16 protein-coding genes are annotated in these 16900 nt (G+C 72.1%); 12 read left to right on the forward strand and 4 right to left on the reverse strand.

Annotation, left to right across the window (positions count from 1 at the left end):
* Nucleotides 1–59 precede the first annotated feature (59 nt).
* Nucleotides 60–1031 carry an aldo/keto reductase gene (locus tag ACFC51_RS17440; RefSeq protein ID WP_376372480.1) on the forward strand — a complete coding sequence of 324 codons (972 nt, stop codon included), beginning with the start codon at nt 60–62 and terminating at the stop codon, nt 1029–1031.
* 16 nt (nt 1032–1047) lie between these two features.
* Here ACFC51_RS17440 and ACFC51_RS17445 read toward each other — a convergent pair whose 3' ends face one another.
* Nucleotides 1048–1548: a hypothetical protein gene (locus ACFC51_RS17445; protein ID WP_376372477.1), complete on the reverse strand. Its 501-nt coding sequence runs from the start codon at nt 1546–1548 to the stop codon at nt 1048–1050.
* Nucleotides 1549–1667: 119 nt separating this feature from the next.
* Here ACFC51_RS17445 and ACFC51_RS17450 point away from each other — a divergent pair, with 119 nt between their 5' ends.
* Together ACFC51_RS17450 and ACFC51_RS17455 are read left to right on the forward strand one after the other, a co-directional pair.
* Complete coding sequence (locus ACFC51_RS17450; protein ID WP_376372475.1) at nt 1668–2219, forward strand: TetR/AcrR family transcriptional regulator; 552 nt, start codon at nt 1668–1670, stop codon at nt 2217–2219.
* Entirely contained in the window at nt 2216–3763 is a 1548-nt protein-coding gene (locus ACFC51_RS17455) for an MFS transporter (RefSeq protein WP_376529463.1), read from the forward strand. The genes ACFC51_RS17450 and ACFC51_RS17455 overlap by 4 nt, the downstream gene beginning before the upstream one ends.
* Nucleotides 3764–3812: 49 nt before the next feature.
* On the opposite strand, the gene ACFC51_RS17460 is transcribed toward ACFC51_RS17455, so the two are convergent.
* Nucleotides 3813–4484, reverse strand: a complete 672-nt coding sequence (locus ACFC51_RS17460) for a lysophospholipid acyltransferase family protein (RefSeq protein ID WP_329226826.1) — start codon at nt 4482–4484, stop codon at nt 3813–3815.
* A 232-nt stretch (nt 4485–4716) separates the two neighbouring features.
* Between ACFC51_RS17460 and ACFC51_RS17465 the strand changes: the two genes are divergently transcribed.
* From ACFC51_RS17465 to ACFC51_RS17475, 3 genes are all read left to right on the forward strand, one after another.
* Nucleotides 4717–5877: a glycerophosphodiester phosphodiesterase gene (locus ACFC51_RS17465; protein WP_376372469.1), complete on the forward strand. Its 1161-nt coding sequence runs from the start codon at nt 4717–4719 to the stop codon at nt 5875–5877.
* Nucleotides 5878–5980: 103 nt separating this feature from the next.
* The gene (locus ACFC51_RS17470) at nt 5981–6550 is read left to right on the forward strand and encodes a sigma-70 family RNA polymerase sigma factor (protein ID WP_376372466.1); all 570 of its coding nucleotides are present in this window, start codon (nt 5981–5983) and stop codon (nt 6548–6550) included.
* A 37-nt stretch (nt 6551–6587) separates the two neighbouring features.
* Entirely contained in the window at nt 6588–7091 is a 504-nt protein-coding gene (locus ACFC51_RS17475; protein WP_376372463.1) for a GNAT family N-acetyltransferase, read from the forward strand.
* Between the two features lie 22 nt (nt 7092–7113).
* Here ACFC51_RS17475 and ACFC51_RS17480 read toward each other — a convergent pair whose 3' ends face one another.
* Together ACFC51_RS17480 and ACFC51_RS17485 are read right to left on the reverse strand one after the other, a co-directional pair.
* Nucleotides 7114–7560 (reverse strand): hypothetical protein, encoded by a 447-nt coding sequence (locus ACFC51_RS17480; protein WP_376372460.1) that lies wholly within the window; start codon nt 7558–7560, stop codon nt 7114–7116.
* A 2-nt stretch (nt 7561–7562) separates the two neighbouring features.
* Nucleotides 7563–7922 carry a hypothetical protein gene (locus ACFC51_RS17485; RefSeq protein WP_376372457.1) on the reverse strand — a complete coding sequence of 120 codons (360 nt, stop codon included), beginning with the start codon at nt 7920–7922 and terminating at the stop codon, nt 7563–7565.
* A 604-nt stretch (nt 7923–8526) separates the two neighbouring features.
* On the opposite strand from ACFC51_RS17485, the gene ACFC51_RS17490 reads away from it, so the two are divergent.
* From ACFC51_RS17490 to cobT, 6 genes are all read left to right on the forward strand, one after another.
* Nucleotides 8527–9588, forward strand: a complete 1062-nt coding sequence (locus ACFC51_RS17490; protein WP_376372454.1) for a methionine ABC transporter ATP-binding protein — start codon at nt 8527–8529, stop codon at nt 9586–9588.
* Nucleotides 9585–10256, forward strand: a complete 672-nt coding sequence (locus ACFC51_RS17495) for a methionine ABC transporter permease (protein WP_376372451.1) — start codon at nt 9585–9587, stop codon at nt 10254–10256. The genes ACFC51_RS17490 and ACFC51_RS17495 overlap by 4 nt, the downstream gene beginning before the upstream one ends.
* 73 nt (nt 10257–10329) lie before the next feature.
* Nucleotides 10330–11196, forward strand: coding sequence for a MetQ/NlpA family ABC transporter substrate-binding protein (locus tag ACFC51_RS17500; protein ID WP_376372448.1), 867 nt, complete (start codon nt 10330–10332; stop codon nt 11194–11196).
* 142 nt (nt 11197–11338) lie between these two features.
* Nucleotides 11339–11977 (forward strand): GNAT family N-acetyltransferase, encoded by a 639-nt coding sequence (locus tag ACFC51_RS17505; protein ID WP_329226810.1) that lies wholly within the window; start codon nt 11339–11341, stop codon nt 11975–11977.
* A 120-nt stretch (nt 11978–12097) separates the two neighbouring features.
* Nucleotides 12098–13312, forward strand: a complete 1215-nt coding sequence (cbiE, locus tag ACFC51_RS17510; RefSeq protein WP_376372446.1) for a precorrin-6y C5,15-methyltransferase (decarboxylating) subunit CbiE — start codon at nt 12098–12100, stop codon at nt 13310–13312.
* Nucleotides 13313–13643: 331 nt separating this feature from the next.
* Nucleotides 13644–16892 carry a nicotinate-nucleotide--dimethylbenzimidazole phosphoribosyltransferase gene (cobT, locus tag ACFC51_RS17515; protein WP_376529465.1) on the forward strand — a complete coding sequence of 1083 codons (3249 nt, stop codon included), beginning with the start codon at nt 13644–13646 and terminating at the stop codon, nt 16890–16892.
* The last annotated feature ends 8 nt before the right edge of the window (nt 16893–16900 follow it).

Raw genomic sequence — 16900 nt, forward strand, 5'->3', positions numbered from 1 at the left:
GCATCGCGGGCTACGTTGACGGGAAGGCGTTCGGAACGACCGACCCAGAGGAGCCCGCGATGCCCTTCGCCCGCCTGAACCGAGCGACCACCCCGACCTCCCACATCGGGCTCGGCCTGGCCGCCGTCGGCAGGCCCGGCTACATCACCCCGCACCGTGACCGCGATCTGCCCGGTGACCGCGGGGCCGACGCCCTGCGCGACCGCACCCACGAACTCCTGGACGCGGCCTACGCCCAGGGTGTGCGCTACGTCGACGCCGCCCGCTCCTACGGCCGCGCCGAGGAGTTCCTCGCCGAGTGGCTGGCGGCCCGGCCCGAGGCGACGGACGTGGTCGTCGGCAGCAAATGGGGTTACACCTACACCGCCGACTGGCGGGTCGACGCCGAGACGCACGAGGTGAAGGACCACGACCTCGCCACCTTCGAGCGTCAGCACGCCGAGACCGTTGGGCTCATCGGCGGCCGGCTCGATCTCTACCAGATCCACTCGGTGACCGCCGACAGCCCGGCGCTCACGGACAAGGCCCTGCACGAGCGTCTCGCCGAGCTCGCCGCCGGGGGCACCACCGTCGGCTTCTCCACGAGCGGGCCCGCCCAGGCCGAGGCCGTGCGGGCCGCCCTCGCGGTGACCGTGGACGGCGAGCCCCTCTTCGGAACCGTCCAGGCCACCTACAACGCGCTGGAGACCTCCGCCGGACCGGCACTCGCCGAGGCGCACGACGCGGGACTCACCGTCATCGTCAAGGAGGCCCTGGCCAACGGCCGGCTCGCCGGGACCGAGGCGCCCGCCGTCGTGCGGGAGATCGGGGCCGAGGCGGGGCTGGACGGCGACGCCGTCGCCCTGGCGCTCGGGCTGCACCAGCCGTGGGCCGGAGTCGTCCTGTCCGGCGCGGCCACCGTCACCCAGCTGGCGGCCAACCTCCACGCGCCGCTGCTCGACCTGGACCCGGACCGGCTGGACCGGCTGGCGGCCCTGGTGGAGGAGCCCGAGGCGTACTGGCGCCACCGCGCCTCGCTGCCCTGGAGCTGAACGCGCCGGGGGCGGCTCAGACCCATGCGGCGAGCGTCTCGAAATCCTCCCGCACCAGGCCGACCCAGGGGTCGACCCGCAGCAGCAGGGACCGTCCCGGGTGGTGCGCGGCCACCCACGCCCGGTCGGGGTCGGAGATCTCGTCGTCGACCCAGGCGAACGGCCTCCCGTCCGCGTAGTCGACGACGTGACGCGTCTTCCAGTACGTCCCGTCCTCCCGGACGGCATGCATCGCCGGCCAGTCGATGTACGGGAGCGGGGGCAGCCCGAGGCGCGGGCCGACCCACTCGTTGGCCTCGTCCTTCCAGGTGGTCGCCCAGACGAGCTCGTACCGCACGGCGAGGGCGAGCAGCTCGTCGCCGTGCACGGGGCTGAGCAGGACGGGCAGCGGCGTGCCCTCCGTCCACCCGGTCGGCCGCATCCGGTGAAGGGAGTAGCCCTCCGGCAGGGGGGTGCGGGCCAGTGCCGCGTACGGGTTCAGCGGACCGTCGATGTCGATCAGCAGCAGCGGCTTCATGGCGCCATGGTGCCCCGTCGGCGGCCCGGCGCCGGGAAATTTCCGCGGGCCGCGCGCCGGGACGCGCCTCCGCCCGAACCGATGGGACATTGTTGTCTCAAATGGTCTAGTGTCGTCTCATGACTCTCGATCGTGAGCAGGTGCTGCGGAGTGCCGCCGCGCTGCTGACCCGCAAATCCACGGCGACCATGGACGAGGTGGCCCGGGCCGCGGGCATCGGTCGCGCCACGCTGCACCGCCACTTCGCAGGGAGGGACGCCCTGGTCGGGGCGTTGGAGGACTTGGGGATCAGGGAGTTCGAGGCCGCCCTGGACTCCGCCGGGCTCGACGAGGGCACCGCCGAGGACGGGCTCAGGCGCCTGATCGCCGCCGTCCAGCCGAGCGCGGGACTGCTGTCCTTCCTCGTCACCGAGAACCAGCTCTTCGAGGGGGACGACGTCAACGAGGGCTGGAGCCGGCTCGACGCGCGGGTCTCCGCCTTCTTCCGCCGCGGCCAGGAGCGCGGCGAGCTCCGGATCGACCTCACCCCCGCCTGGCTGACCGAGGCGCTGTACGGGCTGATCGGGAGCTGCGCGTGGTCCGTGCAGACGGGCCGCGTCGCCGCGCAGGACTTCCCCTACATGATCGTCGAGTTGCTCCTGGGCGGAGCACGCCGGAGCGTGGAGAAATGAGCAGCACCGATCAGCGGGCAGGCGTCACGGGTGACCCGCACCATCCGGGCCGGTGGATCGCCCTCGCCGTCCTCGTCCTCGCCGTGCTGCTGGTCGCCGTCGACGCGACCGTCCTCGGACTGGCGACGCCGTTCCTCAGCGAGGACCTGGAGCCTACCGGCACCCAGCTGCTCTGGATCGGCGACGTCTACTCCTTCGTGATCGCGGGGCTCCTCGTCTCCATGGGCAGCCTCGGTGACCGCATCGGCCGCAAGAAGCTGCTGCTGACCGGCGCCACCGCCTTCGGGGCGGTGTCCGTGCTCAACGCCTACGCCTCCAGCCCCGAGATGATGATCGTGGCCAGGGCGCTGCTCGGTGTCGCGGGCGCCACCCTGATGCCGTCCACGCTCGCCCTGATCCGCAACCTCTTCCACGACCCGCGCGAACGCAGTCTCGCCGTCGGCATCTGGGGCGCCATGGCCTCCGCCGGCGCCGCCGTCGGGCCGGTCGTGGGCGGGCTGCTGCTGGAGCACTTCTGGTGGGGCTCCGTCTTCCTGATCAACCTGCCCGTGATGGCGGTCCTCGTCGCCGTCGGCATCAAGATGATCCCCGAGTCCAGGAACCCGGCGCCCGGTCCGTGGGACCTGCTCAGCGTCTGGCTGTCCCTGGTCGGCATGATCGGCGTCGTGTACGCCATCAAGGAGGCCGCCGCACATGGTGTGAGCTGGGAGAACATCGTGGCCGCCGTGGGCGGGCTGCTGGCCCTCACCTGGTTCGTGCGCCGTCAGCTGAAGCTCCCCGCCCCGCTGCTGGACATGCGGCTCTTCCACCACCGGGGGTTCTCCGGCGCGGTCCTCGCCGACCTCCTGACGATCCTCGGCCTGTCCGGGATCGTCTTCTTCCTCTCCCAGTTCCTGCAACTGGTCCAGGGGCGTGGCCCGCTCGAGGCAGGGCTCGCCGAACTGCCCGCCGCCGTCGGCGCGGTGACCGCCGGGCTGCTGGCCGGGCGGGTGGCACGCCACTACTCCGTACGGTCCGTGGTGGCCCTCGGGCTCGGTGCCATCGGTGTGTCGCTCGCGACGGTCACGGTGATCCACAAGGAGACCGGCTATCCGCTGATCGGCGTCCTGCTCCTGGTCGTGGGCGTCGGTGCGGGCTTCGCCTTCACCGTCACCTCCGACGTGATCCTCTCCAGCGTCCCCAAGGAGCAGGCGGGATCGGCGTCCGCGGTGTCCGAGACGGCGTACGAGCTCGGCGCGGCCCTCGGCATCGCCTTGCTCGGGTCCGTCGTCACGGGCGTCTACAAGGGCTTCGGCACACCCGAGGGCATCCCGGCGTCAGCGGCCGCGGCAGCCCACGAATCGCTCGGTGGCGCCGTGGAGACCGCCGAGCGCCTTCCCGCGGTGCAGGGGCACGAGCTCGTCGTCGCGGCGCAGGAGGCCTTCGTCAACGGACTGCGGGTCTCGGCGGCGGTCGGCGCCGTGGTGCTGCTCGCGACGGCGGTCGCCGCGTGGTTCCTGCTGCGTGACCAGAAGCTCGAGGACGGCATCATCCCGGACGAGTGAGTGGCCCGGCGCGCGTCGCGCCGGGCCACTCCACACGCACGCGTACGGCTCAGGCGGCCTTGGCCTTCGTGGCGTACATGTCGACGTACTCCTGGCCGGACAGCCGCATGACCTCGGCCATGACGGAGTCGGTCACCGCCCGCAGGACGTAGCGGTCGCGGTCCATGCCCTCGTAGCGCGAGAACTCCATGGGCTCGCCGAAGCGGACCGTGACCTTGCCCGGGCGGGGCAGGCCGGAGCCGCCCGGCTGCAGCTTGTCCGTGCCGATCATCGCGAACGGGACCACCGGCGCACCGGTCATCAGGGTCAGCCGGGCGATACCCGTACGGCCGCGGTAGAGCCGGCCGTCGGGAGAGCGGGTGCCCTCGGGGTAGATGGCGAAGGCCTGGCCCTCCTCCAGCACCCGGCGGCCGGTCATCAGCGCCGCGACGCCCCCGCGTCCGCCGTCCCGGTCCACGGGGATCATGCCGCAGCCCGTGAAGAACCAGGCCATGAGCCGGCCCTTGAGCCCCTTGCCGGTGACGTACTCGTCCTTGCCGATGTAGAACACCGGCCGGTCGCAGCAGATCGGCATGATCATCGAGTCGATGAACGTCAGGTGGTTGCCCGCGAGGATCACCGGCCCGGTCCCCGGGATGTTCTCGACGCCTTCCACCTGGGGCCGGAAGAGCAGGCGCAGGATCGGTCCGAGCACTGCCTTGATGACCGTGAGTCGGGACAACGCATCCTCCGGTGACGTGGCCGGGTGGCCGGGGCGGGAATTCGCGAGGGTCTGTGCAGGTGAGGACGATACTCGCGGGTACCGCCTCTGCGCACATCGGGTTCACCGAGCCGATACGCAGTGTTGACGTGTGTTTCCGCCATGTTCGTCCACGGGCCGCCCCACCGATGGCGTAGCTGCCTACGATCAAGCCTCCCCCGAAGGTGCCGGACATCACATGCGAGGAGCATTCATGACAGAGCGCGCGCAGACTGCACCCGGTCGGCGGACCGTCCTGGGGGCCGCCGTCCTCGGCACGGCCCTCAGCGTGTCCGGCACGGCCCACGCGGCCGGGCGTGGCGCCCAGGACGGACGAGGCGGCGGCCACGGCTCCTACCGGGACCTGCCCGTGCCCACCGTCATCGGCCACCGCGGCGCCAGCGGGTACCGGCCCGAGCACACCCTCGGCTCCTACCAGCTGGCGCTGGACATGGGTGCGCACATCGTCGAGCAGGACCTCGTGCCGACCAAGGACGGCCATCTGGTCTGCCGTCACGAGAACGACATCACCGGCACCACGGACGTCGCCGACCACCCCGAATTCGCGAGCCGCAGGACCACCAAGAAGGTCGACGGCACGACGCTCACCGGCTGGTTCACCGAGGACTTCACCCTCGCGGAGCTGAAGACCCTCCGGGCGAAGGAGCGCATCCCCGGCAACCGCCAGGAGAACACCCTCTACGACGGGCGCTGGGAGATCCCCACCTTCGAGGAGGTCCTGCGCTGGGCCGACCAGGAGGGCCGCAGGCGGGGCAGGCCCGTCTGGCTCTACGTCGAGACCAAGCACCCCTCCTACTTCAGGGGCCTGGGGCTCGGCCTGGAGGAGCCGCTCGCCAAGCTGCTGCGCCGCTACGGACGGCACCGCGCGAACTCCCCGCTGATCCTCCAGTCCTTCGAGCCGGGCTCGATCCAGCGGCTGTCGAAGCTCGTCGCCACGCCCCGGGTGGTCCTGCTGTCCGGGCCGAAGGAACGGCCCTGGGACTTCGTGGAGGCCGGTGATCCCCGAACGGTCGCCGATCTGGTGAAGCCCGACGGGCTGAAGTGGATCGCCTCGTTCGCGCAGGGCATCGGCCCCACCCTGGACCTGGTCGTCCCCAGGGACGCCGGGGGACGGCTGACCACCCCCACGACCCTGGTCGCGGATGCCCACGCGCGGGGACTGGTCCTGCACCCCTACACCCTGCGCAACGAGAACACCTTCCTGCCCGCGGAGTTCAGGCGCGGCACCGACCCGAACGCCTACGGCGACGCGTTCGGTGCGCTCCGCGTCTACTTCGAGGCGGGCATCGACGGGATCTTCTCCGACAACCCGGACACCGCCCTGCTCGCGGCGGCCGACTTCGCCCGGGTTTGAGCCCGGACCACCGGCCGGCGTCAGCCGCCCGACCGGTGTGCCCCGGTCGGGTGGAGCTCCCCGACCGCGGCAACCGGCCGGGCGCGAGGAGCGTTGACGGGGCATGAATCTTCTGGATCATGCTCCCGCGGCGCCGGCCGGGCGGGCGGACGACCGCGGGCGAGCCGTCGTCCAGGCCCTGCACGCGCTCGTACGCGCGGAGGCGGGAGCCGAGGCACCGGCCGCGGGGACCGAGGCCGCGGACCTGGAACAGGCGGTGTGGCTGCGGCTGCTGGAGCGCGATGCCCTCTCGGCCTTACCCGCCGACCCCGTCCGCTGGGTCCGCGCCGCCGTACGGGCGGAGGCGCGCACGGCCCGCCGCCGGACCCGGCGTGAACGCCCCTACTCCGCGGATGGATCCCCGGGCGACTGGACCGGATGCCCCGAACGGATCGCGGTGGGAGCCGACGAACGCAGGGCGCTGCGCGCCGCGGTGCGCCGGCTGCCCGGGCGGTGCCCGCGCCTGCTGGAGGCGATGCTCGCTCCGCACGATCCCACCTACCGGGAGATCGCGGGGGAGTTGGGTATGTCACAGGGCAGTTTGGGCCCTGTGCGTTCCCGATGCCTCGGATGTCTGCGCAGAATGCTGGCGGCGGAGGTTGTAGCTCCTGAACTGCGGGGAAAGGAGCGGTAGACAACCGGCGGATCAGGTGAGCGGGAGGCATGCACACATGGGCATGAGTGTGACCATCTCGGCAGCGGCGGCACAGGACGTCGAGCAGATCTTCAGACTCCAGTACCTCTGCTTCCAGAGCGAGGCGGAGCTCTACGGCAACTACCGGATCGAGCCCCTCGTCCAGACCTTCGACTCCGTCCGGGACGAAGTCGCCACCGACCTGGTGTTCGTGGCCCGGCTCGGCGACGAAGTCGTCGGTTCCGTACGCGGCTTCACCGACGCGGACGGCGCGGGCCGGATCGGCAAGCTCTGCGTCCACCCCCGGCTCCGCAACCACGGTCTCGGTACCCGTCTCCTGCGGGCCGCGGAATCCGGCCTGGCCGACGGGCGTTCGGCCACCCGCTTCCGGCTGCACACCGGGGAGCGCAGCGAGGGCAATCTCCGGCTCTACCGGAAGGCGGGGTACGCCCGGGTGGGGAACACCACCGGTGGGGACGGCGTCAGGCTGGTCCTGCTGGAGAAGGACGTCGCCGCGCAGGCGTTCGCGACCAGCGCCTGACCGGCGTCCGTGACACCCGGTCTCAGGCGTTGCGCGCGCGGCGCAGCCAGATCATCCCGGTGATCGGAAGGATCACCGGGATGAGCAGGTAGCCCACGCCGAAGCCCGACCACACGGTGGAGTCCGGGAAGGCGGACGGCTCCACCAGCGTCCAGGTGCCGACGACCAGCACACCCGCGAGCTCGGCGGCGCAGCACATCAGCGCCGCCCTGCGCGCCTTCTCGCCGCCCCGCACCAGCGAGTACGTGATGAATCCGTACACGACCGCGGCGACGGCCGAGAGGGTGTACGCGAGGGGGGCCTTCCCGAAGTCCAGGATCATCTCGACGACCGAGCGGGACGCGGCGGCCACCGTGAACACCCCGTAGAACCAGACCAGAACCCGGCCCGGCCCGCTGCCGAGCTCGAACTGCGTCTTCTGCTGCGGGCCGGCGGATTCCGGCGCCCCCGTGCGGTCGGTGTCGCTCATGGTCAGTTTCCCCAGATGTCGTAGAGCCGCACTTCGAGGACGGCGAGCACGACCGCACCGGCCGCCACCGTCACCGAGCCCCAGCGGGTCCGCTCCGTCAGCGACAGGAATCCCGCCGCGGGCACGGCCGCGAAGGCGCCGATCAGATACGCGATGAAGATCGTCATGCCCTGTTCGGGCCGCTCGCCGCGCGCCAGCTGGACGATTCCCACGACCAGCTGCGCCAGCGCCAGCACGGAGACGACCGCCATGCCGATGAAGTGCCAGTCCTTCGTGGGCTGGTCCCGGTAGGCGGCGAATCCGCACCAGGCGGCGAGGGCGATCGCGGTCACGGCGACCGCGACCGTCAGGGCGTCAAGCATGAGGTGAGGGTATTACGGGCGGCCGTCGCCGCCGCGTGCGGCCCCGGCCGCAGGCGACACGGGCCGTGGCCGGGAACGGCCGCGGGCCGCGTCCAGGAATCGTGGCCTTTGCCACAGGGCCCGCACAGCATGATCGATCCGCGACGGGGGAGGGAGGGGGACGCTGCCTGCGTCGCCGCAGGTCACACGAGGTGCAGGGAGGGAAGGGGGTGAGCGGGGTGAGCTGTCCGCGGTCGTCCGGAATGCGGACACCCCGGGTTGGCGGAACGTTACGTCTGTTTTACTTGGGGCATGACCACGACGAGCTACCGCACCCCTGCGACCGAGGCGATCCTGACGCCCGGTGCTCGTTGTATGTGTCGAATGCGCGCCTTCTGAGGGCCCACGCCTGAGCCTCGCGCCCCGAAGCGAGACCGAGCCCGTGCCGTCCGCACCTCGCGGATTCCCCGGCCCGGGCATGCCCCGCGCCCGGCCTCCCGCCGGGTCCGGGCCGTGCCGAGACTCCCACCGGTCGACCACTGAGAAAAGTCTCAACAGTCTCATCAGACGAATGCCCCGTGCCCGGCGGACACCGCGCCGTGCACTCGACAGTGACGGAAACCCTGTGATCACCACTTCGGGCCTCACGAAGGTCTACCAGTCACGCGGCCGCGAGGTCACCGCCCTGGACGGCGTGGACCTGCACGTCCGCGAAGGCGAGGTCTACGGCGTCATCGGACAGAGCGGCGCCGGCAAGTCCTCCCTGATCCGCTGCGTCAACCTCCTCGAACGCCCCACCTCGGGCACCGTGACCGTCGCCGGACAGGACCTCACCGCCCTCGCGGGCCGGGGCCGCCGCGCCGGCAAGGAGCTCCGCCAGGCGCGCAGCCGCATCGGCATGGTCTTCCAGCACTTCAACCTGCTGGACTCGCGCACCGTGCGGGACAACGTCGAGCTGCCCCTGGAGATCCTCGGATTCTCCGGGCAGGCGCGCACCGCCAAGGCGCTCGCCCTCCTCGACCTCGTAGGGCTCGCCGACAAGGCGAAGGCCTACCCGGGTCAGCTGTCCGGAGGCCAGAAGCAGCGCGTGGGCATCGCCCGCGCCCTCGCCGGCGACCCCAAGGTGCTCCTCTCCGACGAGGCCACCTCCGCGCTGGACCCCGAGACCACCCGCTCGATCCTCCAGCTGCTGCGCGACCTGAACCAGGAGCTCGGCCTCACCGTCCTGCTCATCACGCACGAGATGGACGTCGTCAAGACCGTCTGCGACTCCGCCGCGCTGATGAGGCAGGGCCGTGTCGTCGAGTCGGGAACGGTCGGCTCCCTGCTGGCCACCCCCGGCTCCGAGCTGGCCCACGAGCTGTTCCCCGTCGGAGGCACCGCCTCCGGCCCCGGCTCCACCGTCGTGGACGTCACCTTCCACGGCGAGGCCGCGGCCCAGCCGGTCATCTCGCAGCTCTCCCGTACGTACAACATCGACATCTCGATCCTCGGTGCCGCCATGGACACGGTCGGCGGCAAGCAGATCGGCCGCATGCGCATCGAGCTCCCCGGCCGTTTCGAGGAGAACGTCGTACCGATCGGCTTCCTGCGCGAGCAGGGCCTCCAGGCCGAGATCGTCAACGACGGCCCCGTCGCCGTCCCCGCACAGACCCCCGCCCCGATCACCAAGGAGGTGGCGAAGTGACCTGGTCCGAAATGCAGCCACTGCTCACGCAGGGAACCACCGACACCCTCTACATGGTGCTCTGGTCCACCCTTGTCACCGTCATCGGCGGACTGCCGCTCGGTATCCTCCTCGTCCTCACGGACAAGGGCGGACTGCTGCAGAACACCGTGGTGAACAAGGTCATCGGCGTGATCGTGAACATCGGCCGCTCGCTGCCCTTCATCATCCTGCTGATCGCCCTGATCCCCTTCACCACCTGGGTCGTCGGCACCTTCATCGGCCCGTCCGCGATGATCGTGCCGCTCGCCGTCGGAGCCATCCCCTTCTTCGCGCGGCTCGTCGAGACGGCGGTGCGCGAGGTCGACCACGGCCTCGTCGAGGCCGTCCAGTCGATGGGCGGCTCCATCCCGACGATCGTCCGCAAGGTCCTGCTGCCGCAGGCGCTGCCCTCGCTCGTCTCCGGCGTCACCACCACCGTGATCGTGCTCATCGGCTACTCCGCGATGGCCGGCGCGGTCGGCGGCGAAGGGCTCGGATCCAAGGCCGTCACCTACGGATTCCAGCGGTTCGACAACCAGTTCATGCTCATCACCGTCGTGCTGCTGATCGTCATCGTGACCGTGGTCCAGCTGATCGGCGACATCGCCGGACGCCTGCTGGCCCGCCGGGGCCGCACCGCCTCCTGAACCTCACCTCCCCATGAAGCCCGAACTCCTTGTCCGGGCGCACCACCATCACCACCGGAAAGAGGCACTCTTCGTGCGTAAGAACATCAAGATCACCGCGGCTGCCGCCGCCACCGCCGCCCTCGCCTTCGGCCTCAGCGCCTGCGGCACGGACTCCGACCCGGCCTCCAAGAGCGAGAGCGGCGCCGGGGCGGACACCTCCAAGGCGCTCGTCGTCGCCGCGTCCCCCGTGCCGCACGCCGACATCCTGGACTACGTCAAGAAGAACCTGGCGGAGAAGGCCGGCCTCAAGCTGGAGGTCAAGGAGTTCACGGACTACGTCCTGCCGAACACCGCCACCGAGAACGGCCAGGTCGACGCCAACTTCTTCCAGCACAAGCCCTACCTGGACGACTTCAACAAGAAGAACAAGACCCACATCGTCCCGGTCGTCGACGTCCACCTCGAGCCCCTCGGCCTCTACTCCAAGAAGGTCAAGGACCTCAAGGACATCAAGGCCGGCCAGACCGTCGCCGTCCCCAACGACACCACCAACGAGGGCCGCGCGCTCCAGCTGCTCGCCGAGAACGGGCTGATCACCGTCAAGGACGGCGTCGGCACCAACGCCAAGCTCAGCGACATCACGGACAAGAAGGGGCTGGAGTTCAAGGAGATCGAGGCCGCGACCGTGCCGCGTGCCCTGGACGACGTCGACGCCGCCGTCATCAACGGCAACTACGCGATCGAGGCCGGTTACCAGCCGGGCAAGGACTCCCTGGCGCTGGAGAAGGCCGAGGGCAACCCGTACGCCAACATCCTGGCCGTCAAGAAGGGCAACGAGGAGGACCCGCGGGTCCAGAAGCTCGCGAAGCTCCTCAACTCCGACGAGGTCAAGAAGTTCATCGAGGACACGTACAAGGGATCGATCATCCCCGCGTTCGGTGCACCCGCGAAGTCCTGACCCCCCGGCGCCACTTGCCGTACGGGCCCCGCACACCCGCCCCCGGGTGTGCGGGGCTCCGCCGTGCGCACCCGGCCATGCACATCCACGCCCCGATGCTGCATGCTGGAGCCTTTACACGGTCTTCGGCATGGAGCTGCGCATGACTACCACCTTCCCGTCCATCTCCATCAGCACGGACAGGTTGGTGCTGCGCCCCTTCGACATGGCGGACGTCCCGGCGTACATCGAGATGATGAACGACGAACTGGTCACCGCGTGGACCGAAGCGCCCCACCCGTACACCCAGGTCGACGCCGAACGGTGGGTCCGCAGGATCGCCCCCGCCGAACGCTCCCAGGGCAACGGCATCGTCTTCGCCGTCACCGAGTTCCTCACCCAGCGCCTCGTCGGATCCGTCCGGCTCCTCAACACCGACCGGCGCACCCTGGCCACCGAGGTCCGCTACATCACCGCGCCCTGGGCCCGGGGCGAGGGGTACGCCACCGAAGCCGTCCTGGCCCTCGCCGAGTGGCTCTTCCGTGACCAGGGCTTCGAGCGCATCGAGCTGCGCACCCCCGCAGGGAACACCGCCTCCCAGCAGGTCGCCCAGAAACTGGGCTGCATCAGCGAGGGAGTCCTGCGCAACGCCCGGATAGCGAGGACCGCGACCGAGGACGGGGGCTGGACCGACATCAGGACCGACCTCATCGTGTGGGGGCTCCTGCCCGAGGACCTGGAGGGCGTCGCCGAGCAGCTGGCCGACGCGGGCGGATACGGCACGTACAACGACTGGAACTGACCTCGTCCCCGGGGTGCGGGAGCCCCCGGCAGGGCGTTGGTACGGACCGGATACGCTCACCCTTGCTCCGCCCATCCCGCGGAGAGCCCCCGCCTGCTACACCCCAGGAGACTGACGACGATGGCCGACCGGGTCACGGTGATCGGCTGGGACGGCTCGCCACTGACCAGAGCGGCCACGGCGGCGCTCTCCGCCGCCACGCTCGTCGCCGGTGCCGCCCACCACCTCGCGCTGCCCGAGGTCCCCGCCCGCGCGGAACGCATCCGCCTCGGCAGCGTCGACCTGGCCGCCCGCAGGATCGCCGGGCACCGCGGCAGCGCCGTGGTCCTGGCCGACGGCGACCCCGGCTTCTTCGGCGTCGTACGCACCCTGCGCAAGCCCGAACACGGCCTCGAGGTCGAGGTCGTCCCCGCGGTCTCGTCCGTCGCCACCGCCTTCGCCCGCGCCGGGATGCCGTGGGACGACGCCCAGGTCGTCGTCGCCCACCCGCGCACCCTGCGCCGCGCGGTCAACGTCATCCGCGCGCACCACAAGGTGGCCGTGCTGACGTCCCCCGGAGCCGGTCCCGCCGAACTGGCCCTGCTGCTCGAAGGGGTCCACCGCACCTTCGTGATCTGCGAGGAACTCGGCACCGCACGCGAGCGGGTCACCGTCCTCACCTCCGACAAGACGGCCGACCACACCTGGCGCGACCCCAACGTCGTCATCGCCATCGGCGGCGGACGCGAGACCACGGCCGACGGCGCGTGGATCGCGGGCCGCCGCCCGGAGGGCACCCGGGGATGGGCCCTGCCCGCCGCGTCGTACGGCGGCGCGGGGGAGTGCGGCGAGGGCGAGTCGCCCGGTCTGCGCGCCGCGCAGCTGGCCCGGCTCGGGCCGCGCACCGGTGACCTGGTGTGGGACATCGGCTCCGGCAGCGGCGCCCTCGCCGTGGAGGCGGCCCGCTTCGGCGCCGCGGTGATCGCCGTGGACAGCGACCCCGACGCCTGCGCGCGCACGGAGACGGCCGCCCGCACCTTCCAGGTGGGCGTCCAGGTCGTCAGGGGCACCGCCCCGCACGTCCTGGAACGCCTGCCCGAGCCCGACGTCGTACGGATCGGTGGCGGCGGAGTCCCCGTGGTCACGTCGGTCGCCGACCGGCGTCCGGAACGCATCGTCACCCACGCCTCGAACCGGGACGAGGCGGAAGCGCTCGGAGGGGCCCTCGCCGAGAACGGGTACACCGTCGAGTGCGCGCTGCTCCAGTCCGTCGAACTGGACACCTCCGCCTGGGCGGAGCGCGAACGCTCCGTCGTGTTCCTGCTCTCCGCGGTCCGTTCCGACCTCGCCCCCTGAGCCGTCGCCGCGGAGCGCGAGGTAGGCTGACCGATTGTTGTACCGCGCCCGGACGTTCGACATTTCGTTCTTCAATGTCCGGAAAAGTGGACCGTTTTGGTCCGCGATGTGGTACAGCGCAACCGGGGGACGCGCAACGTGGCGCAGTCCACAGCGAGCCGAGGCAGAACTGTCTGTCGCGGGGGCGAACGACCGCGAGAATGTATACCTCCGCGCGCGTTTCGTGCCGCGCGGGGAGCCCGCTCGTTCTAGTTGACGAGCACCGGCGTGCCGTGGTTCGGGCATCCCGGGCGAAGGGCGAAGGAGCACTGACGATGGGCGAGGGGTACGCATGACTGACACCGGCCAGATCCCGGGCGAGGGACTGCCGGAGAACGCAGGCATGGTGGAGCAGCCGGGCGTCCCCGCCCCGGACGCCTACACCTACCTCGAACCCTCCGCGCACACTGTCGAGGACGACGATCTGCTCCTGATGCCCGCATCCCAGGGCGCGTGGAGCGACGCTCCGGCCCCCGCGGGCCGGTCCGAGCAGTTCCCGGCGTACGACCAGGCCGCGCACGGCACCCACGGGGCCGGCGTGACCGACGTCAACGGCGTACGGATCCCGGCGCACACGCCGGTGCAGGCGCCGGCCGCCCCCGCGCCCGCCCGGCGCCCGCTGCACCGGGGGCCCACGGCCACCGAGGCGCCCTCCTACGGGGGGACACCGACGGGCGGAGTGGTCCGCTCGCTCGCGGACCGCGGTCCGGCCGGTCCGCAGAACCCGATGCCCGTGCGGCAGGCCGGCCCGCCGACGACCGGCCCCGAGTACTTCGACATCCCGTCGGACGACGGGGCCGCGCTGCCGGGCCCGCAGCTGGGCGAGATCCCGCCGCAGGGCGCGCCCGCATGGGGCGCGCCCGAGCAGGCGGCCGCCCCCGCCCCGGCGGCGGAGCCCGAGGCGCCCGCGGCACCGGTCGAGCCCGCCGCTCCTGCGGAGCAGGCGGCTCCCGCCGAGCAGGCAGCCCCCGCGGAGCCCGTGGCACCGGTCCAGGCCGTCGCTCCGGTGACGTCCGAGGCGCCGGCGGCGCCCGAGACGCCTGTCGAGCCCGCGCCCGTCGCGCCCGCAGAAGCAGAAACGGTCGCCCCCGCAGAAACGGTCGCCCCCGAGCCCGTGGCCGCCGACGTCATGCCCGAGGCCCCTGTGGAGCCCGCGGTGGAGACGGCCGAGGTGCCGCCCGCCGAGGTCCTGGCCGAGGTTCCGGCGGCCGTGCCGGCCGAAGCGCCGGTGGCCGTACCGGACGGGGCTCCCGGAGACGTTCCGGCCGAGGCCGCCGCCCCGGCCGAGGTGCCGGTTCCGTCCGCGCCCGCGGAGGACGCCGCACCTGCCGCCCCGCAGCCGGTGGCCGACGCGGCCGCCGCTGCCCCCGAGCCAGCTCCCGAGCCCGCACCTCAGCCCGTGGTGCTCGCGGCGGAGCCCGCGCCGGCGGTGCCCGAGGCGCCGGAGGCGACCGAGCCGGTCGTCGTCGCACAGCCCGTGGCCCCGGCCGAGGTGCTGCCCGAGGCCGTCGCGGAGCCCGAGCCGGCTTCCGGGCCCGTCACTCTGCCGCCGGCCGGTCCCCAGACGCTCGCCGAGCCGGAGCCGGAGCCGGAGCCGGAGCCGGAGCCGGAGCCCGGGACCGGTCCCGAGATCATCGAGACCCCCGAGGCCGAGACCCCCGAGGCGGAGACCCCCGAGGCGGAGACCCCCGCCGGGGTCGCGCCCGCCGAGGTCGCGGCTCCCGCCGAAGCGGATGCCGCCGCTGGAGCCCGGACCGAGGCCGCGGGTGCGACCGAGGCCGAAGCGGCGGTCGAGGAGGGTCCCTTCGCCCCTCCCGCCCCCGGCTACGACGACGCCGAGCGCGAGGCCGTCCTGCGCGTGATGCGCGAACGGCGCGACATCCGCAACGGCTTCCGCGGCGACCCCATCCCGCACGAGGTCCTCCTCCGCGTCCTGGAGGCCGCGCACACCGCACCGAGCGTCGGCCACTCGCAGCCGTGGGACTTCGTCGTCATCCGCTCCGCGGAGACGCGCCGCTCCATGCACGAGCTGGCACAGCGCCAGCGTGAGGCGTACGCCAAGTCGCTTCCCAAGGCCCGGGCCAAGCAGTTCAAGGAACTGAAGATCGAGGCCATCCTCGACACCCCGGTGAACATCGTCGTCACCGCCGACCCCACCCGCGGTGGCCGCCACACCCTCGGCCGCCACACCCAGCCGCAGATGGCCCCGTACTCCTCGGCGCTCGCCGTGGAGAACCTGTGGCTCGCCGCCCGCGCCGAGGGCCTCGGTGTCGGCTGGGTCAGCTTCTTCGACGAGCGGGAGATGGTGCGGGCACTCGGCCTGCCCGAGCACCTCGAGGTCGTCGCCTACCTCTGCGTCGGATACGTCGACGAGTTCCCCGAGGAGCCCGAGCTGATGCAGGCGGGCTGGTCCAAGCGCCGCCCGCTCTCCTGGGTCGTCCACGAGGAGACGTACGGCCGCCGGGCCCTGCCCGGCGAGGAGCCGCACGACCTGCTCCAGGAGACCATCGCAGGCATCCGCCCCCTGGACGCCAAGGCGCTCGGCGAGGCCTGGGAGCGCCAGAAGCGGATGACGAAGCCCGCCGGCGCGCTCGGCATGCTGGAGATCATCTCCGCCCAGCTGTCCGGGCTCTCCCGGCTCTGCCCGCCGCCCGTCCCCGAGCCCGCCGCCGTCGCGATCTTCGCCGGTGACCACGGGGTCCACGCCCAGGGCGTCACCGCGTGGCCGCAGGAGGTCACCGGCCAGATGGTCGCCAACTTCCTCGGCGGCGGCGCCGTGTGCAACGCCTTCGCCGCCCAGGTCGGCGCCGAGGTCTGCGTCGTCGACGTGGGTGTGGCGGCCGAACTCCCCGCGACGCCCGGCCTGCTGCCCAGGAAGGTCCGTCCCGGGACGGCGGACTTCACCACCGGCCCCGCCCTCAGCCGTGAAGAGGTGCTCGCCGCGATCGAGGTGGGCATCGAGACCGCGCGCGATCTGGTGGCCGCGGGCAACAAGGGCCTGCTCACCGGTGAGATGGGCATCGCCAACACCACCGCCTCGGCCGCACTGATCTGCGTCTACACCGGCATGGACCCGGCGGAGGTGACCGGTCGCGGTACCGGCATCAACGACGAGATGCACGCCCGCAAGGTGGATGTGGTCCGCCGCGGCCTGGAGCTGCACCAGCCCGACCCGGCCGACCCGATCGGGGTCCTGGCCGCGGTCGGCGGCCTGGAGCACGCCGCCATGGCGGGCTTCCTGCTCGGTGGGGCGTCCCTGCGTACGCCGGTGATCCTGGACGGCGTGAGTGCCGGTGCGGCCGCCCTGGTCGCCCGGGCGATCGCCCCCGAGGCGCTCGCCGCGTGCATCGCGGGCCACCGCAGCGCGGAACCCGGTCACGTCGCCGCCCTCAACAAGCTGGGGCTGCGCCCGCTGGTCGACCTGGACCTCAGGCTCGGCGAGGGCACGGGCGCGCTGCTCGCGCTCCCCATCGTGCAGAGCGCGGCCCGCGCGATGCACGACGTGGCGACGTTCGACTCCGCGGGCGTCACGGAGAAGTAGCCGCCGTG

The sequence above is a fragment of the Streptomyces sp. NPDC055962 genome, from assembly GCF_042270185.1.
In the GTDB taxonomy this organism is placed as follows: domain Bacteria; phylum Actinomycetota; class Actinomycetes; order Streptomycetales; family Streptomycetaceae; genus Streptomyces.

Excerpts from the sequence above, each read along its gene's own strand:
- ACFC51_RS17440 (WP_376372480.1), top strand. The coding sequence starts at position 60 with ATGCCCTTCGCCCGCCTGAACCGAGCGACCACCCCGACCTCCCACATC.
- ACFC51_RS17445 (WP_376372477.1), bottom strand. The coding sequence starts at position 1,548 with ATGAAGCCGCTGCTGCTGATCGACATCGACGGTCCGCTGAACCCGTAC.
- ACFC51_RS17450 (WP_376372475.1), top strand. The coding sequence starts at position 1,668 with ATGACTCTCGATCGTGAGCAGGTGCTGCGGAGTGCCGCCGCGCTGCTG.
- ACFC51_RS17455 (WP_376529463.1), top strand. The coding sequence starts at position 2,216 with ATGAGCAGCACCGATCAGCGGGCAGGCGTCACGGGTGACCCGCACCAT.
- ACFC51_RS17465 (WP_376372469.1), top strand. The coding sequence starts at position 4,717 with ATGACAGAGCGCGCGCAGACTGCACCCGGTCGGCGGACCGTCCTGGGG.
- ACFC51_RS17470 (WP_376372466.1), top strand. The coding sequence starts at position 5,981 with ATGAATCTTCTGGATCATGCTCCCGCGGCGCCGGCCGGGCGGGCGGAC.
- ACFC51_RS17475 (WP_376372463.1), top strand. The coding sequence starts at position 6,588 with ATGGGCATGAGTGTGACCATCTCGGCAGCGGCGGCACAGGACGTCGAG.
- ACFC51_RS17480 (WP_376372460.1), bottom strand. The coding sequence starts at position 7,560 with ATGAGCGACACCGACCGCACGGGGGCGCCGGAATCCGCCGGCCCGCAG.
- ACFC51_RS17485 (WP_376372457.1), bottom strand. The coding sequence starts at position 7,922 with ATGCTTGACGCCCTGACGGTCGCGGTCGCCGTGACCGCGATCGCCCTC.
- ACFC51_RS17505 (WP_329226810.1), top strand. The coding sequence starts at position 11,339 with ATGACTACCACCTTCCCGTCCATCTCCATCAGCACGGACAGGTTGGTG.
- cbiE (WP_376372446.1), top strand. The coding sequence starts at position 12,098 with ATGGCCGACCGGGTCACGGTGATCGGCTGGGACGGCTCGCCACTGACC.
- cobT (WP_376529465.1), top strand. The coding sequence starts at position 13,644 with ATGACTGACACCGGCCAGATCCCGGGCGAGGGACTGCCGGAGAACGCA.